The organism is Prevotella sp. P4-51 (genome assembly GCF_002251455.1).
Lineage (GTDB): Bacteria > Bacteroidota > Bacteroidia > Bacteroidales > Bacteroidaceae > Prevotella.
On sequence record NZ_NPJM01000054.1, the window covers coordinates 1 to 19,613 of the forward strand.

General features: G+C 52.7%; 11 protein-coding genes. 10 read left to right on the plus strand and 1 reads right to left on the minus strand.

All coding sequences use genetic code 11. From position 1 onward, the window contains the following. Window positions 1–757: 757 nt before the first annotated feature. Window positions 758–2,347, minus strand: a complete 1,590-nt coding sequence (nadB, locus tag CIK94_RS07980; protein WP_094422508.1) for an L-aspartate oxidase — start codon at window positions 2,345–2,347, stop codon at window positions 758–760. A gap of 89 nt (window positions 2,348–2,436) precedes the next feature. Here nadB and CIK94_RS07985 point away from each other — a divergent pair, with 89 nt between their 5' ends. The 10 genes from CIK94_RS07985 to CIK94_RS08045 all read left to right on the plus strand — a co-directional run bounded on the left by CIK94_RS07985 (window position 2,437) and on the right by CIK94_RS08045 (window position 19,517). Next, entirely contained in the window at window positions 2,437–2,823 is a 387-nt protein-coding gene (locus CIK94_RS07985; protein ID WP_094384456.1) for a hypothetical protein, read from the plus strand. Next, a complete protein-coding gene (gene dacB / locus CIK94_RS07990) occupies window positions 2,820–4,076 on the plus strand; it encodes a D-alanyl-D-alanine carboxypeptidase/D-alanyl-D-alanine-endopeptidase (protein ID WP_094422510.1) in 1,257 nt (418 codons plus the stop codon). Before CIK94_RS07985 ends, dacB begins: the two co-directional genes overlap by 4 nt. A 1,023-nt stretch (window positions 4,077–5,099) precedes the next feature. Then, entirely contained in the window at window positions 5,100–8,180 is a 3,081-nt protein-coding gene (locus CIK94_RS08000; RefSeq protein ID WP_371591648.1) for a SusC/RagA family TonB-linked outer membrane protein, read from the plus strand. Between the two features lie 12 nt (window positions 8,181–8,192). Beyond that, window positions 8,193–10,163 carry a RagB/SusD family nutrient uptake outer membrane protein gene (locus CIK94_RS08005; RefSeq protein ID WP_094422514.1) on the plus strand — a complete coding sequence of 657 codons (1,971 nt, stop codon included), beginning with the start codon at window positions 8,193–8,195 and terminating at the stop codon, window positions 10,161–10,163. A gap of 24 nt (window positions 10,164–10,187) precedes the next feature. After that, on the plus strand, window positions 10,188–11,510 hold the full coding sequence (locus tag CIK94_RS08010; RefSeq protein WP_094388466.1) for a DUF5000 domain-containing lipoprotein: 1,323 nt from the start codon (window positions 10,188–10,190) through the stop codon (window positions 11,508–11,510). Between the two features lie 22 nt (window positions 11,511–11,532). Next, window positions 11,533–12,735 carry a DUF4998 domain-containing protein gene (locus CIK94_RS08015; RefSeq protein WP_094388467.1) on the plus strand — a complete coding sequence of 401 codons (1,203 nt, stop codon included), beginning with the start codon at window positions 11,533–11,535 and terminating at the stop codon, window positions 12,733–12,735. 187 nt (window positions 12,736–12,922) lie between these two features. Then, on the plus strand, window positions 12,923–13,822 hold the full coding sequence (locus CIK94_RS08020) for a diaminopimelate dehydrogenase (RefSeq protein ID WP_094422565.1): 900 nt from the start codon (window positions 12,923–12,925) through the stop codon (window positions 13,820–13,822). A gap of 27 nt (window positions 13,823–13,849) precedes the next feature. Then, entirely contained in the window at window positions 13,850–14,254 is a 405-nt protein-coding gene (locus CIK94_RS08025) for an FMN-binding protein (protein ID WP_094422516.1), read from the plus strand. Between the two features lie 1,035 nt (window positions 14,255–15,289). Continuing rightward, entirely contained in the window at window positions 15,290–16,780 is a 1,491-nt protein-coding gene (locus tag CIK94_RS08035) for an IS1182 family transposase (RefSeq protein ID WP_094422520.1), read from the plus strand. A gap of 805 nt (window positions 16,781–17,585) precedes the next feature. Next, entirely contained in the window at window positions 17,586–19,517 is a 1,932-nt protein-coding gene (locus CIK94_RS08045) for a sialate O-acetylesterase (protein ID WP_158216542.1), read from the plus strand. Window positions 19,518–19,613 lie beyond the last annotated feature (96 nt).

Genomic DNA, 19,613 nt, shown 5'->3' on the forward strand with positions numbered 1-19,613 from the left:
TGAATGTTAAACTTAAGGACATTGATACTTGGGCTGCCAAGAACATGTCCACAAACTGGGTTACAGAACGAACCAAAATATTCAGAAAAGCAATCTGAATTTGGAACCGTTAACTGGACACCCTAATCAACTTATTACATATGAAGGTAATAATGGATTAACCCCGCAATTGGCCTCCCGCAAGCAGCGGCAACTCTGTAGGAGTTGCGATTCCTCAGCCCAGGGTTGCGGGCGAAGCACGCTACCCTGGGTAGCTGCCCCACTAATCTGGCAACTCTGAACCGAAGGTCACCGGCGCGGCGCAGTGCGGCGCGGAAAGGTAATGGAGTTGCGCTTAGCCGTAGGCGTTACCCGCAGCAGGATGATTGGCAGGAATGGGTAGACGGATAATATCAGATTGAGAATAACGCCTTCGGCTAATCGCAACTCTTACAGAGTAGCTACACCTTATTATATATATACCCAGGGTAGAGGTGCTGCGCCCCTCAACCCTGGGCTATGAAATCGCAACTCCTACAGAGTTGCCAGGGGTGCGTACCATCAACCACATGCCCCATCCTAACCTTCCCCACGGGGAAGGAAAAAAGCCAAAACAAAGACCCCATACCAGCCTTTTTCAAGAAAAAGAGCGTAACTACAATCCCCTAAAGCACAGCGAGAATGAATTCCCGCCTCTTGGGGAGGGTTGGGGAGGGGCTTTCAACCCTCTCTCCTTGTGGAGGACCGTGTAGGGGCTTCCATTGTCTATGTGCCGTGCTTATTTCTTATCGTAAGCGTGTACCGGGTAGTCGATGGTGTAGTGCAGGCCACGGCTCTCTTTGCGCTCTATGGCCATACGGGTGATGAGGTAACCTGTGTTGATCATATTGCGCAACTCGCAGAGCTCCTTGCTTACCTTGACGCGCTTGAAGAGGTTTTCGGTCTCTTCGTAGAGCAGGTCCAGGCGATCCCAGGCACGCTTGAGGCGCAGGTCGCTGCGCACGATGCCCACATAGTTGCTCATGATTTCGCCCACCTCCTTCACACTCTGTGTGATGAGCACCTGCTCCTCGTTGGTCATGGTGCCGTCGTCGTTCCAGTCGGGCACCTTGTCGTTGAAGTCATACTCGTCGACGTGCTCTATGCTGTGGCGCGCTGCGGTCTCAGCATATACCACCGCCTCGATGAGCGAGTTGCTGGCCAGGCGGTTGCCGCCGTGCAGACCCGTACACGAGCACTCGCCGATGGCGTAGAGCCGGTTGATGCTCGAGCATCCGTTGAGGTCGACCTTGATGCCACCACACATGTAGTGGGCTGCGGGGCGCACGGGGATATATTCCTTGGTGATGTCGATGCCTATGGAGAGACACTTGGCATAGATATTGGGGAAGTGGTGGCGCGTCTCTTCGGGGTCTTTATGGGTGACGTCGAGGCAGACGTGGTCGAGTCCGTGGGTCTTCATCTCGCGGTCGATGGCGCGAGCCACGATGTCGCGTGGAGCCAGCGAGAGTCGCTTGTCATACTTCTCCATGAAGCTCTCGCCGTTGGGCAGACGCAGTATGCCGCCGTAGCCACGCATGGCTTCGGTGATGAGGTAGGCGGGGTGAGTCTCGCCGGGGTGGTAGAGCGAGGTGGGGTGGAACTGCACAAACTCCATGTCCTGTACGGTGCCCTTGGCGCGGTAGACCATAGCCTCGCCGTCGCCGGTGGCAATCACGGGGTTGGTGGTGGTCTGGTAGACGGCTCCGCAGCCACCGGTACACATCACGGTGACCTTGCTCAGATAGGTGTCTACCTTCTGGGTGTCGGGGTCGAGCACGTAGGCTCCATAGCAGTTGATATAGGGAGTGCGTCGGGTGACGCGCGCACCGAGGTGGTGCTGGGTAATAATCTCTACGGCAAAATGGTTTTCCTTGATATCGATGTCGGGGTTGCTGCGCACGGCTTCCATCAGACCGCGCTGTATCTCGGCACCGGTGTCGTCGGCATGGTGCAGGATGCGGAACTCGGAGTGGCCTCCCTCGCGGTGCAGGTCGAACTCACCGTTGTCCTTGCGGTCGAAGTTGACACCCCAGTTGACGAGCTCTTTGATTTGCTCGGGTGCCATCGTCACTACCTGCTCTACGGCCTTGGGGTCGCTGATGTAGTCACCGGCTATCATGGTGTCTTCGATATGCTTTTCGAAATTGTCTTTCAGCAGATTGGTTACCGACGCCACTCCGCCTTGGGCGAAGTAGGTGTTAGCTTCGTTGAGCGATGTCTTGCATATCATGCAGACCTTACCTTTATGTGCTCTCGCTACCTTAAGCGCATAACTCATTCCGGCTACGCCTGAGCCGATAATGAGAAAATCGTACTTGTAAACCATATTTATCTTATTTCGGTGCAAATTTACTAAAAATTATAATAATCATAACTCTTTTGGCAATTAAATTCGTAATTTTGCATACAGTTATTATGAACAGGATATTCCATTACAGGGTTACGGCCATCGATGTGAGTGCCATCGTGCTCATGGCTTTGCTCTCCTTCTACTTCTTCTGGATGCAGAGGGTGGTGGTGGCTCTGCCTGTGGCAGCCGTGTGGGTGCTGATGGTCGAGCGCGTGCTCCATACCACCTATTCCTTCACCCCCGAGGCCCTCGTGGTGAGTGGTGGTCGCTTCTCGCGTACCCGCAGCATTGCCTATGCCGATGTAAGCCGCTGCCAGACGATGACAAACTGCTTCGGGCTGGTCGGCTATGTACTCGTAGAGTATGGCAAGGGCAGGTCGCTGAGTCTGAAACCACAGATGGAACAGCTGTTTGTAGATGAAATGACAAAGAGAATAACTGTTAAACAATGACGCGTACCTATTTATATATATTAGGTTGGCTGCTGATGTGGCTGACCGCAGTTCCCGTACAGGCCCAGGACGTAGCGGGCGAGGACGAGACAGTGGGGGAGACTCTGCCTGCCGACACCCTCGTGCGCGACTCGCTCTCGCTGAAGTGGCCACAGTCTGCCGTACATGGCATCGACCGTCTCCTCGAAGCCGATATGTTCCAGACCTCTCAGGTAGGGCTCATGGTCTATGACCTCACAGCCGACTCTGTCATCTACCGTCACAACGAGCGGCAGATGATGCGTCCGGCGTCGACCATGAAGCTGCTCACTGCCATTGCCGCCATCGACCGCCTCGGCGGGTCGTATCAGACCAAGACCGAGCTGTGCTATACCGGGCATATCGCCAACCGTACCCTCGAGGGCGACATCTACTGCGTGGGTGGCATGGACCCCCTCTTCAATGCCGATGATATGTCAGCCTTTGTCGAGAGCATCCGTAAGATGGGCGTCGACACTATCCGCGGCCACCTCTATGCCGACAAGAGCATGAAGGACTACGACCTGCTGGGCGAGGGATGGTGCTGGGACGACGACAACCCCGTGCTCACGCCCCTCATCTATGGCCGCAAGGACCAGTTTATGGAGCGCTTTGAGCGTGAACTGCGCGAGTCGGGGCTTGTGGTCCAGGCTTTTGCCTCTACCGCCGTCAAGCCCGACACAGCCTTCTGCATCTGCGCCCGTTATCACACCATCGACCAGATACTCATGCGTATGATGAAAGAGAGCGACAATCTCTATGCCGAGTCGCTCTTCTATCAGCTCGCTGCCTCGGGTGGCGCCCGTCCGGCTTCAGCCCGTCACGCCCGCCAGTATATCCGTCGCCTTATAGACAAGGTGGGGCTCCACGGCCAGCGCTACCGCATTGCCGATGGTTCGGGTCTGTCGCTCTACAACTATGTCACCGCCGAACTCGAGGTGCGTCTGCTCCGCTATGCCTATCGTTATCAGAATATCTATATTCATCTGCTCCCTTCGTTGCCTAAGGCAGGAGTAGATGGCACTCTGGAAAAGCGTATGCACGGAACCTTCACCAAGGATAACGTCAAGGCAAAGACCGGCACCCTCACCGGTGTCATCTCGTTGGCAGGCTACTGCACTGCCGCCAACGGTCACCAGCTCTGTTTCGCCATACTCAACCAGGGGGTGATGCGCGCCAGTGATGCCCGCCACTTCCAGGACCGCGTCTGCGAAGTCCTCTGCAATCCGCAGTGATTGGCGGGAGAGGGGGAAGGTAGCAGGATGTGAGCGGAGGTGATAGCGTGTTGCGCTTAGCCGTATGTGTTATATGTCGCGTGTGGTTCCATATCCTTGAATATGCTATCGCAAGAAACTACAAAAAGATTTGTGGCTTTTCAGGGCTTCGCCCTATGCGTCTGTGTGTGTCGGTAAATATCTCGAGAGCATGCTCTCGGATATTCCCCGCCACCCCCATCCGCGCCTGCCTGGTGGCAGGCTGAAAAGCCGCAAATACAAAAAGACCGCCTTTGGCGGTAAAAAAAGTCCGGCTACGCCGGTACAAAAAAATGATTACCTGATTATCTATCGGTAGCGTCATATAAGCGTAATAACACAAGCTGCTATTCCTGCTGTGGTAACGCCTTCGGCTAACCGCAACTCTTACAGAGTAGCTCCACCTTATTATATATATACCCAGGGTAGAGTCGCTGTGCCCCTCAACCCTGGGCTATGAAATCGCAACTCCTACAGAGTTGCTGCTGCTTGCGGGCCATAATTCATCGTTGATGATGCGCCCGCCAAGGGTTATATATAATTTGGTTGTTGTCGATGATATGCACACCAACAACCATGTATGGTTATACCATCGTAGGCGGTGCGCATCCCTGGCAACTCTGTAGGAGTTGCGTTTCCTCAGCCCAGGGTTGCGGGCGAAGCACGCTACCCTGGGTAAGCGATCAACTAATATAGCTACTCTGTAAGAGTTGCGATTAGCCGTAGGCGTTACCAACCTTTCAACCCTCTACTATGTCCCCTTATATATATAAATAGGTATAGGGGGAAACGCAATTATTTTCTGATTAGTCCCCGTGGTTCTGGAATTGCGCAAATTTTGCGCTAAAAATTACCTACTGTAACGCAATTTTCACCTTAAAAAGTTTTTGGGTCTCATAATTAATTGTAAATTTGCATCAGCATCATCTTAATAATTGATAAAATATGAGTAAAAAATGTAGTTTAACATTACTCTTTTTCTTGCTTTTCATGCCTTTGTCTCTTTTGGCACAAGAGATAACGGTCAAGGGAAAAGTCTCTGAGAAAGGTACTGGCGAACCCTTGCCGGGCGCAAGCGTAGTAGTCCAGAAATCCACAAAGGGTGTTATGACCGACGTTGATGGTGGCTATGAAATCAAAGTCAAGCCAACCGACAAACTTGTGTTCTCCTACGTAGGTATGGAGGACAAAGTCGTTACCGTGGGAAACCAGACAGTTATCAATGTAGAGCTTGCCCCCAAGGGCAACGAGCTTGACGAGGTAACGGTAGTAGCCTACGGTAAGCAGAAGAAGGAAAGTATCGTGAGCTCTATCACCACGGTAAACGCCAAAGATCTGCGTGTGCCGTCGAGCAACCTTACCCAGTCTTTTGCCGGTAACATCGCCGGTATGATTGCTTACACACGTTCGGGTGAGCCTGGTCAGGACAACACCGACTTCTTCGTTCGTGGTGTGACAACCTTTGGTGAGGGTGGTTCCAACCCACTTATTCTTATCGATAACATTGAGCTGACATCTGCCGACCTTAACCGTCTGCGTCCCGATGATATCGAGAGTTTCTCTATCCTGAAAGACGCCTCTGCAGCTGCCCTCTACGGTGCCCGCGGTGCTAACGGTGTAATCCTCGTTACCACCAAGCGCGGTGAAGAAGGTCCCGCCAAGATCTTCGGCCGTATCGAGCACTCTTTCCAGAGCCCTCTTCGCAAGGTTGAGTTGGCTGACCCTGTAACCTATATGCAGTGTTACAACGACGCTTTGATTTCTCGCGGTTCGCTGAATATTGATGACCTCGTCTACAGCCAGGACAAGATCGAGCAGACCGGTAAGCCCGGTGCCAACCGTCTTATCTACCCTGCCAACGACTGGTACAACATGCTGTTCAAGAACGTATCTCACAGTACCCGTGCTGACGTTTCTATCCGCGGTGGTGGTAAGGTGGCTACCTATTATATCTCTGGTGCCTATACTCAAGATGGCGGTATGCTCAAGGTTGACCATCGCAACAGCTTCAACAACAATATCGACAGTAAGAAATACACCATGCGTGCCAATGTGGATGTCAATGTTACCAAGACCACCAAGGTGGGCCTGCGCCTTACCGGCAACTTTGACGACTACACCGGTCCGATGTCGTCTGGTAATGACATGTTTGTCAATGTTATGCACGCCGACCCCGTACTCTTCCCCGCTTACTATCCTATGGATGAAGAGCACAAGGGTATCAAGCACATCATGTTTGGTAACTACCTCGATGGTCGTTACATCAACCCCTACGCCGAGATGGTACGCGGTTACAAGGACTACCAGCGTTCACAGATGATCGCTGCCTTGCAGCTCGATCAGGACTTGAGCTTCATCACCAAGGGTCTGAAGTTCACCACCCTGTTCAACCTCTCTCGTCTCTCTGACTTCGGAATCAAGCGCTACTTCCAGCCTTATTGGTACACTCTCGGTGAGTATGACTCTTACACAGGCGAATACCACATTACTCGTCTGAACGAAAATGGTACTGACTATCTTACTTATAATGAAGATGCCAAGAACGTGGTGAACACCATGTACTGGGAAAGCCGTCTGTACTGGAACCGCACCTTTGGCAAGCACTCTCTCGGTGCGCTTACCGTATTCACCACTCGCGAGGAGCGCAAGGCTAACGCCGGTACACTCCAGCTCTCTCTGCCTTCACGCAACGTGAGCCTCGCAGGTCGTTTCACTTATGGTTATGATGACCGCTACTTCGCTGAGTTCAACTTCGGTTACAACGGTTCTGAGCGTTTCTCTAAGGAGCACCGCTGGGGTTTCTTCCCATCAGTAGGTCTCGGCTGGTTGGTATCTAACGAGAAGTTCTTCCAGCCTCTTACCAATGTCATCAGCAAACTGAAGCTCCGTGCTTCTTATGGTCTCGTGGGTAATGACAAGATTGGTGGTTCCAAGAACCGTTTCTTATATCTCTCAGAGATGTTAATGAATAATACCGGTGTAAAGTCTTATTTTGGTGAAAACCTTCAGACTTCATCTAATGGTATTACCTTCAAGCGTTATGCAAACTCAGCCATCACTTGGGAGCGCGCCAAGAAGCAGAACTACGCTATAGAGCTCTCTCTCTTCGGTGACCTTGACATCATCGCCGAGTACTACCGTGAGAAGCGTACCGATATCTATATGACACGTGCCGATATTCCTTCTACAATGGGTCTGCAGACCTCTATCGGTGCCAACATCGGTGAGGCAACTGCCCACGGTGTGGACATCCAGGTAGAGTATCGCAAGAACTGGAACAAGGACCTCTGGACATCTGCCCGCGGTAACTTCACTTTCGCCCGCAGTAGATATGATGTATACGAGGAGCCTACTTACAAGGAAGGCTATCGCCAGCACGCTGGTCGCAGCATCAAGCAGAAGTGGGGTTATATCGCTGAGCGTCTGTTCGTTGATGACGAAGAGGCTGCCAACAGCCCCTCACAGGCTGCTTTCGGTTCACAGTATGGCGGTGGTGACATCAAGTACACCGATGTCAATAAGGACGGTGTAATCAATGAGGCTGATATGGTGCCAATCGGTAATCCTACTTCACCTGAATTCATCTACGGTTTCGGTTTTTCTGTAGGTTACAAGGGCTTCGACCTCTCTATGTTCTTCCAGGGCCTCGCCAATGAGTCATTCTGGATTAATGCCGGTGGTTTCTCTACTACCAATGAAGAAACCAAGGGTGGTTTGGCTCCATTCTACAAGAACACCCAGCTGCTCAAGGCCATCGCCGACGACCACTGGAGCGAGAGCAACCGCAATCTCTACGCATTCTGGCCCCGTCTGAGCACTTATCTCAACAACAACAATACCCAGCCCAGCACTTGGTGGATGCGCGACGGTTCGTTCATTCGTCTCAAGCAGTTGGAATTTGGTTATACCGTTCCTCGTAACCTCACCAAGAAGTGGCACATGGAGAGCCTGCGCTTCTATGTATCGGGTAGTAACCTCCTCAACTGGAGCAGCTTCAAGATGTGGGATCCCGAGCAGGGCTCTTCTGCACTGAACTATCCTCTGCAGCGCACTATCAATGTCGGTCTGAATGTTACATTCCAATAAATAGCAATCATTATGATAAAGATATTCAATAAAATCAAGATTTCGGTAATGGCTGCCGTTGTTGCTCTGATGGGTCTTACGGCGTGCAACGATTACCTTGATGTAGTACCCGATGGTGGCGACCCTACTTTACCTGATGCGTTCGCCCTTCGTTCGGTAGCCTATCGTTACCTCGGTACCTGCTATAGCTATATGCCTAAGGATGGTACCGGCAGCGACCCTGCTATGCTGGGTAGCGACGAGCTCGTGGACCTCTATCCCCGTACCACAGGCAAGTATTTCAGTACCAGTATGACCATGATTGCCCGTGGTTATCAGAACAAGTCAACTGTTTATGGTGATGATTGGCATTCTCTCTTTACCGGTATTCGTGATTGCGACAACCTGATTGACAATGTTGATTTGGTTCCCGATATGAACCAGGAAGAGAAGAACCAGTGGAAGGCCGAGGCTCGTTTCCTCAAGGCTTACTACCACTTCTGCCTTATCCGCAAGTGGGGTGCTATCCCTGTGGTTAAGCACAGTCTACCTATGGACGCCAGTGTCGAGGATGTACGTGTATATCGCGATCCTATCGATACTTGCTTCAACTTCGTGCTCAGCGAACTCGATAAGGCCATCCCTGACCTTGCAGAGTCATTCTCCAATACCGAGTATGGCCGCATCACCAAGGCTATCGGTTATGCGTTCAAGGCACGTGTAGCCTGCTACGCCGCCAGTCCTCTCTTCAATGGCAACGATGACCAGAAGAACCTCGTAGACAAGCGTGGTGTGCAGCTCTTCCCCACTAAGACCGAAGAGCAGAAGCTCGAGCGTTGGCAGTATGCCGTTGACGCTTGTAAGGCTGCCATCGAGGAGTGTCAGAAGATTAACGTCAAGCTCTATGAGGGCGAGGATATCCTCTATCGTATGAATGATACGCTGAAGACCGACCTCATTCTCCGTGGCGCTATGTGCGAGAGATGGAACTCTGAGCTCATCTGGGGTAATACCCAGTCTTGGACTGCCGAGCGCATCAACTGGCAGGTTATGGGTTGTGTCAACCTGCAGTACGAGGATAATCCCCAGTTTACAGGTGCCCTAACCGGTTATCGCTGCTTCGGTGTGCCATTGAAGGTGGCTGAAGAGTTCTATTCTAAGCATGGTGTCCCAATCGCTGTTGACAAGGATCGTCAGGCAGGTTGGAATGAAATGGAAATCAAGCGTGGCGACGAGCAGAACCAGTTCTATCTCGAGCGTGGCTATGAGACTGTGAAGCTCAACTTCGACCGCGAACCTCGATTCTATGCCTTCTTGGGCTTCGACGGTGGCAAGTGGCTCGGCCAGCTTACCGATGCTGAGTACAACGACCTGACCTCTGACAAGGTGAAGAAGGTCAAGTGCCGCGTAGGACAGTATGCCGCCAAGGCAGGTGCCAACGTAGGTCCTGTGACAGGCTACTTCCCCAAGAAGACCTTCCCCTACAAGAACCGTGTCAATGCAGCCAACGGTACTACCAATATATCTTCTACTTGGTTCCCTTATCCTATCATGCGTCTTGCCGACCTCTATCTGCTCTATGCCGAGGCCATCAACGAACTTGAAGGTCCTAACGGTGCCCACAGTACCGACCTCTTCTATTATATCAACGCTGTTCGCGAGCGTGCCAAGATTCCAGATGTCAAGACCGCTTGGGATGACTACAGCACCAACCCCGGTTACTACAATACCCAGACCGGTATGCGCGCCATCATCCATCAGGAGCGTATGAACGAGCTCGCTTTCGAGAGCCAGCGTTTCTGGGATATCCGTCGTTGGAAGGAAGGTCCAACTGAGTACAATAAGAACATCTATGGTTTCAATATCGCAGGTGCTTCTGCCGAAGACTATTACAAGAAGACCCTCGTATTCGAGCAGCCCTTCTTGGTACGCGATTATTTCTGGCCCATCAGTACGTACAACCTGGAGCACAACCCCAATTTGATACAGAACACTGGTTGGTAAACTAATATTAGACATTATACGATTATGAAGAAATTATTATTATCGTTCAGCATATTGCTCCTGTCTGCTATGGCTATCTCCAGCTGTAGCGACGGAGACAGAATAGACCAGCGCGGAGGCTTACCCTTGCCCCAGCAGCCCAAGATAGTAGACGTTAAGTCTGTTCCTGGTGGTGCCGTGCTGAAATTCCAGATTCCCGATGACCCATACATCAAGGGCATCGTAGCTACCTATGAGCGCAATGGTGCCATGGTAGAGTCTCGTATCTCCCGTTATCTTGATACCTTGATGGTAGAAGGCTATGCCGACCTTCAGGAGCATGCTGTAGAGGTACGCAGCTTCAACGCCGACGACGTGAAGTCAGAGGCACAGACCGTGAAGATTACTCCTCTCGAGGCACCTGTCAATACTGCCAGCTTTGAGTTCTTCGAGGCTTTCGGTGGTTTCAAGGTAAAGATTAAGAACAATCCTACCAAGGCTACTCTCGCCCTCGTGGTTCAGGCCGATACCCTGAATGCCGACCAGGACCTCACCTACGAGCAGCGCAAGTGGAAGGACGTTTCTACGCTTTTCATGTCGAGCGACTCGGTTATGCTCACACGCCGCAACATGTCGGCTGTGCCCACCGTGCTTTCTGCTTATCTGCGCGACAGCTACGGCAACACCTCTGAGCGCCAGCTTATCAAGATTACTCCTAAGGCCGAGACTGAACTTGACAAGAGCAAGTTCAAGTATTACCCTGTTGCCGACGACAACTTTGTCAACGACCCCAATGGTGGTGGTGTTGCCGCACTCTGGGACAAGGCGACTACCGGTACTGGCAGATTCTTCGTTGCCGCTAAGGGTTGTCCTATCCCCACATGGCTTACCATCGACCTCGGTGTAGGCGAAGAGGGTACCGTGCTTAGCCGTATCAAGACTTATCCACGTTCCGACTACGATGTATTCCAGGGTGGTAACATCCGTCAGTGGGAGTTCTGGGGTATCTATGACGACCCCAAGGAAGACCTTACCAAGAATCCTTGCGCGAAGACCGACCCCGACTACCAGCAGCGTCATGGCTTCAGCCGTGGTTGGGTGATGTTGGCTAAGGGTGAGCAGTACAAGCCCTCTGGCTATGCTCCCGACGGCACTGTCGATGGATGGACTCCTGAGGACCGTGAGTATTATCTCTACAATACCGAGTATGAGGTAGACAATACCAATGAGCTTACTCCTAACGCTTACGACAAGATTCGCTACCTGCGTCTCGTAGTGGTCAATACCTTTGCCACTTACCAGTATCCCGCTACATCGGGTGCATGGTTTATCGGTGAGATCACACCATGGGGACAGGTGAACAAATAATAACTCTTAAAACGTTAAAGCAATGAGAAAACTATTATATATATCGTTGATAGCCGCACTCGTAGGTAGCTTTACCTCTTGTAAGGATCAGGATGATATCTACAAGGAGTGGGTAGTACCTGGCGGCAGCATTTATCCCGAGAAGGCCAATGGACTCAGAGCTATTCTGGGTTCAGGCAGAGTTCAGCTCAAGTGGGCTGCTCCCAAAGACCCAGCCGTTAAGCGCGCTGTCATCACATGGGACAATGGCGAGAAGACACGTGAGATTAGTTATGCTGACTTTGAGGGACAGGACAGCATCCTTGTCGAGATTAACGACCTCAAGGAGCAGAGCCACTCTTTCACCATCACCAACTATGATGCCGAGAACCACGTTTCCATGACTTCCGAGAAGTCAGCATCGCCCTATGGCGCCATCTGGCTTTCTACCCACGCAGAGCGTACCATCAAGTCGGCCGAGATGAAAGGCGCTGATGCCAACGTAGCCCTTGGCTTCGGTACCAACGAGATGGTTGCTACCAAGTTCCGTTACCTCAACGCCGACGGCGAATGGGTTGTCACCGAGCCCGTGCCCAGTGCACAGGCCAGCACAGTCTTTGCCAACGCCAAGGGTGGTGTGCGTTACCAGTACAGTTCTGGTTACTGCCCCGCCGAAGGTCTTGACACCATCTGGAATGACTGGAGCAAGAGTCCTACACCTATCGCCAGCCGTCTCGATCCCTCTGAGTGGGAAGTTACTGCTACAGGCTGGAACGCTGCAACACCTCCCAGCAAGGTATTCGACGGACTTGTTACCGCTGACATGACCAAGGCATGGGTTTGGAACAATGGTGGCAAGTGGCCGGTAGTCCTCCAGATTGATATGAAGAAGACTTCATACGTTATCAACCGTATGGTTGTACACAACTTCTTGCCAGGCAACATGGGTAGGCGTCGTCTGTACAATGTGTCTTACTTCTTCGGCGACGAGCCTTTCAATCTTGACCCAGGTTCTGCTTATGCCTCTCCATCTGGCACCCCATGGCCTATCGCTACTGAGCCTACTTTTGCCAAGGCCAAGTACTGGCGTGGCACCACCTTCTGGAATGGTGATGCTTCTCACAACGAGAATGCCAACGGTACTCAGTGTCGCTACATTGCCATGGTAATGCACAATAGCCGCGCAAGCTCTCAGATCGCTTGTCAGGAGATTGAGGTTTATGGCTATGACATGGAAGCCGAATAATACACCTTATTATATAATATAGTTTAGAAGAGTCCCGATGACCATGAGCGTCATCGGGACTTTTTTGATGGTTGGTGCGTTGGCATTTTATCTTTTCTCAGTAATAAATACTGTTAAGATGGCGGTTTTTACGCAGAAATGGAGTAATTTTGCCATCGCAAACAACAAATTTAACATTATACTGACAATGAAAAAGATTAGAGCCGCCGTAGTAGGTTACGGCAATATCGGTCATTACGCCGTGCAGGCCCTCGAAGCCGCTAAGGATTTCGAGATTGCCGGCATCGTGCGTCGTCAAGGCAACACAGACTGCCCATTGGAACTTACCCCTTATGAGGTAGTAGATGATATCTCCCTGCTCCACGATGTAGATGTGGCTATTCTCGCCACGCCTACACGTTCTTGCCCCGACTATTCAGCCAAGATAGTGGCTATGGGCATCAATACCGTCGACAGCTTTGATATCCATACCAGCATCCTCGACTATCGCCGCCAGCAGATGGAAAACTGCAAGAAGGCAGGCCGTGTCAGCGTCATCGCTGCCGGATGGGACCCCGGTTCAGATTCCGTAGTGCGCGTGCTCATGGAGAGCCTCGCCCCCAAAGGACTCAGCTATACCAACTTCGGTCCCGGCATGAGTATGGGTCACTCTGTCTGCGTGCGCAGCAAGGAGGGTGTACGCAATGCCCTCTCTGTCACCATTCCCCTCGGCGAAGGCATCCATCGTCGTATGGTCTATGTAGAGCTCGAAGACGGAGCCACCCTCGAGCAGGTTACCGCTGAGATCAAGGCCGACCCCTATTTCGCCAACGACGAGACCCATGTCTTCGCCGTAGCCTCTGTCGATGATGTGCGCGATATGGGCCATGGTGTCAACCTCGTGCGCAAGGGTGTGAGCGGCAAGACCCCCAACCAGCGTTTCGAGTTCAATATGAGCATCAACAATCCCGCCCTCACCGCCCAGGTGCTTGTCAATGTGGCTCGCGCCGCAATGCGTCTGCAGCCCGGTTGCTACACCATGCCCGAGATACCCGTTATCGACATGCTCGCTGGCGACCGTGAGGAGATTATCAGTCATCTGGTATAAACAGCAAGCAACAGAAAACGAATCATAATGAATCGCAAAACTTATCTTATGCTTGCCTCCGTGATGGCGGCAGTGGTAGTGGCGCTGCTCATCAGTGCGCGTCCTGCCGATGAGATCATGACCCGTAAGGGCAACACCACCATCGTCAACACCACCCAGTTGGGTGCGCAGGTGCGTGGCTTCAAGGGCGCCACTCCCGTGTTGATACATATCGAGAAAAACAAGGTGGTCAAGGTAGAGGCTCTGCCCAACAGAGAGACTCCCAAGTTCTTCGCCCGTGCCAAGGCTGTGCTCCAGCAGTTTGAGGGCCTTACAGTGGCCAAGGCCCAGAAGGCCGAGGTCGATGGCGTCAGCGGCGCCACCTTCAGTTCCAATGCGCTCACCAAGAACGTCAAGCTCGGACTGGAGTATTACATGAAGAACAAGAAGTAACCTGACAGTATTGGCAACGCCCATACCGCCCTATTTCATACAGCGTGGCAAGGATTGAGTTCCCTGCCACGTTTTTTTTATTGGTGTGGGGGAGGGAGGTGCATTGTGAGCCCCTCCCCAGCTCTCACCAAGGGATGGAAATCCATTCCCGTTGTGTTTAAGTAGGTTATGGTTACGCTCCTTTTCTTGAATAAGGCTGGAATGGGGCCTTTGTTTTGGCTTTTTCCTTCCCCTTGGGGAAGGTTAGGATGGGGCTTGTGGTTGATGGTACGCACCCCTGGCAACTCTGTAGGAGTTGCGATTACATAGCCCAGGGTTGAGGTGCGTAGCGCCTCTACCCTGGGTATAAATATAATAAGGTGTAGCTACTCTGTAAGAGTTGCGATTAGCCGAAGGCGTTATTCTCAATCTGATATTATCCGTCTACCCATTCCTGCCCATCATCCTGCTGCGGGTAACGCCTACGGCTAAGCGCAACTCCTACAGAGTTGCCAGGTTAGTGGGGTGCTTACCCAGGGTAGCGGACTTCGCCCGCAACCCTGGGCTTGGGAAACGCAACTCCTACAGAGTTGCTGCTGCTTGCGAGGGGTTCATTCGCGGGGTTAATCTATAATTGGCTACTTATGTAATGGGTTGAAATAAACACAAAAAGCCATGACGGCTGTTGTCGGCTTCTCCTTTTTGTGACTGTCGGTGACGCCAGTCGGAAAACGAGTTTTCCTCCTTGTTGTCGCCACCATCCCCAACGCCATGCTTTGCATGACGACAACAGCCGGCATGGTTCAAAAAGCGGCCTTTGGCCGTAAAAAAAGGCCGCCGTTGGCGGTAAAAAAATAGCTGATTGTAAGCCCCTCCCTAACCCTCCCCAAGGGGCGGGAATTCGTTCTTCTTGTGTTTGAGGAGGTTGTGGCGCACACCTTCCCCTTGGGAGGGCACTGAAAAAGTCCCCCATCCCCTACAAATAGCTGGATAATAGATGGGTAAATAGTTGCATATGTCAATGTTTTTTCGTATCTTTACATAAAATAAAGCCATATGTTACAGCAGCAAAAGCAAATAAAATTCAGCAATTATTCGGAGTTGTATGACCTGTTAGTCCCGCAGGACCATCTTCTGCGTTCAATTACCGAACTCGTTGATTTCAGTTTCGTCTATGACGAGCTCAAGGACAAGTATTGTTCCTACAACGGCCGTATGGCAGAGGACCCGATACGCATGTTCAAGTATCTCCTCCTGAAGACCATCTACAGTATCTCGGATGTGGATGTGGTAAAGCGCACGTTGACCGACCTTTCATTCAAGTATTTCCTCGGCCTATGCCCCGAGGAGACGAACCTGATAGACCCGAGCCTGCTGTCGAAGTTCCGCAGGCAGCGGCTGAAGGATACGAAGATAATGGACATGCTGATCAAGAAGACCGTATGCATCGCGCTGGAGAAGGGCATCATACAGTCGAAGCGCTTCTTCGTAGATGCCACCCATTCGCTGTCAAGGTCAAATTCCGTCAACGCCACCGACTATCTGACATACCAGATGGAACAGACCACACGGATTGTACACTCCATCAATGAAAGTTTCAAGCTGCCTGAATTGCCTGACTTGCACGGATTGTCCGAAAAGAAGAAGTTCCCGGTGGTACTGTCCACGGCGGTCGACTATGTGGCCGCCGTCGAGGCTGCCCCTCCGCTGGTCGCCATGCCGGCCGTGTCGGAGCGTCTGAACCTGCTCAAGGAGATCATCGCCGACGCCAAAATCCGGTACGTAACATCCAAGGATCCCGACGCCCGTATCGGGCACAAGACCAAGTCGCGCAGCTTCTTCGGCTACAAGACCCATCTGGTCATGAGCGAAGAGCGTATCATCGTGGCGGCAGATGTCACCTCCGGCGAGGCTGATGACGGAAAGATGCTGGAACGGCTCGTCGAGAAGACCGAGGAAAACGGAGTTGAGATAGACACCATCATCGGCGACACAGCCTACTCGTCAAAGGCAAATCTGGATATGATAAATGATAAAAACGAAAATGAAAACAAGGATATAAAACTCTGTTCACCACTCAACCCAGTCATCAGCAACGGTACAAGGAAGGGCGCTACCTTCGACTATAACAAGGATGCCGGAAGGTTCGTCTGTCCGGCCGGACACATGGCCGTTTCCAGGTCAAAACCGCAGCAGAAGACCAATGTCCCAGGAAAATACCATAACCCCGTTATCGTCTTCAGTTTCGATGTGGAGAGGTGCAAGGTCTGTCCGCTAAGGGAAGGGTGCTACAAACCGGGAGCCAAGAAGAAGACCTATAGCGTCAGGGTGTTGGCAAATACGCATAAGAAGCAGATGGAATACGAGAAGACCAGCGAGTTTGTTTACCTGCAACGTAAGCGGTACATGATAGAAGCCAAAAACGCAGAGCTAAAGAATGTCTTCGGGTACGACAGAGCCATGTCGTACGGACTCGCCAGTATGGAACTGCAGGGCGCAATGGCCATTTTTGCCGCAAATCTGAAGCGAATTATCAGAATAATGTAAGAAAAACGTAGGGAAACCTACATATCAGCCAAAACGTCCCCGAGAAAGCCGTTTGGAAGCGTTCCAAGCCCTTCTCGGGGACGATTTTTGCTTTTTACTCTCACCACACATCGTAGCCAGAACGCCTCGTAAACGCCCGATAATGACGCCTGACCACGCCGATAAAATGGAAATAACGGTAGTTTTTCAGTGCCCTCCCTTGGGGAAGGCTGGGATGGGGCCTTCGTTTGGGCTTTTTTCCTTCCCCGTGGGGAAGGTTAGGATGGTGCCTATGGTGGACGGGACGCACCCCTGGCAACTCCTACAGAGTTGCCGCTGCTTACGGAGTGTACCCAAGAAGCCCCTCTCTGGCTCTACAAAGGGAGAGAATTGAGCCCATCTCCCAAACCTTCGCCATGGGGTGTGAGTTCATTCTCCTTGTGTTTGAGGAGATTTGGTTGCGCTCCTTCCCCTTGAGGAAGACTGGGATGGAGCTTCACTTTGCCACCGCCGTGACCCTGTCGGCTGGCTCGTACCTTATGATACGTGAGCTCGTGCCTTATGATACGTGAGCTCGTGCCTTATGTTACGAGGGCTCGTGCCTTATGATACGAAGTTGGCGGTGTGGTCTCCTCGCTCCCCGTCTTCCCTTCCGCGCTCCGCAGTGCTATCTACTGCGACGCAACCATCCTCTCGTTGCCTACCAATTTCATCCCAATATGCAAAAACATGGCGGGGGATGGCGTTTTAACCGCTAAAAATGTGTAAATTTGTAGTCACAATGACCATAAACCTACTTATTGAGTTGTTAAACTTATCCACTGTCATGAAACAAAGAATCTACACATTGACACTCCTGCTCATGGCTTTTGCCTTGGGCGCTATGGCGCAACTCCGTTTGCCCGCCATCATTTCAGACCACATGGTGATTCAGCGCGGCGAGCCCGTACACGTTTGGGGATGGGCTGCCCCAGGTCAGAAGGTTACAGCCACCCTCGCTGGACACAAGGCTACCGTGCGCACCGGCAAGGACGGCCGCTGGAGTCTCTATCTCCCCGCCATCAGCGCCGCCGGACCTCACACCCTCACTGTCTCAGCCGGCAAGGAGAGCCTCTCCGTGACCGACATCCTCGCTGGCGAGGTGTGGATGACCAGTGGCCAGTCCAATATGGACTTCCGTCTGCGCAGCATCGACCGTGCCGACGACGAGATTAGCCATGCCACTAATGCCAGCATACGCCTCTTTGAAATCAACCACGCCCTGGTGAGCCGTCCTGCCGACGATGTGAGCGGCCACTGGGCTGTGACCACCCCCGAGGCTGCCGACTGCTTCACCGCCGTGGGCTACCTCTTCGCCAAAGAGCTCAATGCGGCGCTCGACTGTCCTGTGGGCATCGTCAACGCCAGTTGGGGCGGCACCCAGATTGAGAGCTGGATGACCATGGGGTCGATAGACCATTTCCCCAAGTATACCCAGCTCATGGAGCAGCTCCGCTCCGACGCCTTCCGTGCCAACGAGCTGCGCGGACTTGCCAACGACGCCCGCTTCGAGCGTGAGGTGGCTGCCGATCGTGGCGAAGCCGAAGGCTGGTATGCCCCCTCTTACGACAAGAGTCACTGGCAGCCCCTCGCCATGCCCGGTCTGTGGGCCGACGCTCCTCTCGCCCGGATGGACGGCGTGGTCTGGACCACTGCTAAGTTCACCGTGCCCGACTCCCTCGCCGGTCGCGAGGCTCTGCTCTCCCTCGGTTTCATCGACGATGCCGATGTGACCTGGGTCAACGGCCACCGTGTGGGTGCCACCCGTGGCTATGCCGTCAAGCGTCGTTACCAGATACCTGCCGGTGTGCTCCATGCCGGCGACAACGAGCTGACGGTCAAGATTATCGACGACCACGACGGTGGCGGATGCTATGGCTCAGCCAGCCTCTTCTATGTCCAGGTGGGCAGCCGTCGTCTCTCTATCCTCAATCATCCCTGGAGCTACTGCGTGTCGGTAGAGAAGGACAACAGCGGTTTCCGCAGCTACTTCTCCAACGACTTCCCCTCACGTATATATAATGGTATGGTCGCCCCCGTGGCTCCCTATCCCGTCAAGGGCATCGTCTGGTATCAGGGCGAAGCCAATACCGAGCGCCCCGGCGAATACTACGACCTCTTCCCAGCCATGATTGACGGCTGGCGACAGGCTCGTCAGCGTCCGGAGTTGCCATTCTACTGGGTGCAGTTGCCCAACTTCATCGCCACGCCCAAGAACGACCTTGCCGGACTGCGCGATGCCCAGACTTCAGCCCTCTCCCTTGCCCATACGGGTCAGGCGGTGACTATCGATGTGGGCAATCCCACCGACGAACATCCCCTCGACAAGCATACCGTAGCCCGCCGCCTTGCCCTCCATGCCCTGCACAACGACTATGGCCATAGCGACCTCGTCTGCCAGAGTCCTCGTGCCACCGGCGTTACCCGCCAGGGCGACGGCACCATCCTGGTTACCTTCAGCCATGTGGCCCAGGGTCTGCAGTGTCATGACCGCTATGGCTATCTCTGCGGATTTGCCGTCATCGACGCCCAGGGCAAGCGCTACTGTGTCAAGGCCGAGATAGCAGGCACCGACAGCGTGCGCCTGCTCACCACTCCCAACCTCGCAGTGACCACGGTGACCTATGGCTGGGAAAACAATCCCGAAGACGCCAACCTCTTTGGTTCGACAGGACTGCCTGCCACGCCCTTCATGATGAAGGTAGGGCAGGGGAAGTGAGTGGAAATGTAAAAAACAATAGATTGTTTTGTATTTCGCTCGGTTTGCATTACCTTTTGATAAGTTAGGCGGCGTCTCAACAATGCAAAATGAAAA

Bases quoted from the DNA above. Each gene is read 5' to 3' on its own strand.
- CIK94_RS08035 (WP_094422520.1), top strand. From the start codon at position 15,290: ATGTTACAGCAGCAAAAGCAAATAAAATTCAGCAATTATTCGGAGTTG.
- CIK94_RS07985 (WP_094384456.1), top strand. From the start codon at position 2,437: ATGAACAGGATATTCCATTACAGGGTTACGGCCATCGATGTGAGTGCC.
- CIK94_RS08015 (WP_094388467.1), top strand. From the start codon at position 11,533: ATGAGAAAACTATTATATATATCGTTGATAGCCGCACTCGTAGGTAGC.
- CIK94_RS08010 (WP_094388466.1), top strand. From the start codon at position 10,188: ATGAAGAAATTATTATTATCGTTCAGCATATTGCTCCTGTCTGCTATG.
- CIK94_RS08005 (WP_094422514.1), top strand. From the start codon at position 8,193: ATGATAAAGATATTCAATAAAATCAAGATTTCGGTAATGGCTGCCGTT.
- CIK94_RS08025 (WP_094422516.1), top strand. From the start codon at position 13,850: ATGAATCGCAAAACTTATCTTATGCTTGCCTCCGTGATGGCGGCAGTG.
- CIK94_RS08045 (WP_158216542.1), top strand. From the start codon at position 17,586: ATGAAACAAAGAATCTACACATTGACACTCCTGCTCATGGCTTTTGCC.
- nadB (WP_094422508.1), bottom strand. From the start codon at position 2,347: ATGGTTTACAAGTACGATTTTCTCATTATCGGCTCAGGCGTAGCCGGA.
- CIK94_RS08020 (WP_094422565.1), top strand. From the start codon at position 12,923: ATGAAAAAGATTAGAGCCGCCGTAGTAGGTTACGGCAATATCGGTCAT.
- dacB (WP_094422510.1), top strand. From the start codon at position 2,820: ATGACGCGTACCTATTTATATATATTAGGTTGGCTGCTGATGTGGCTG.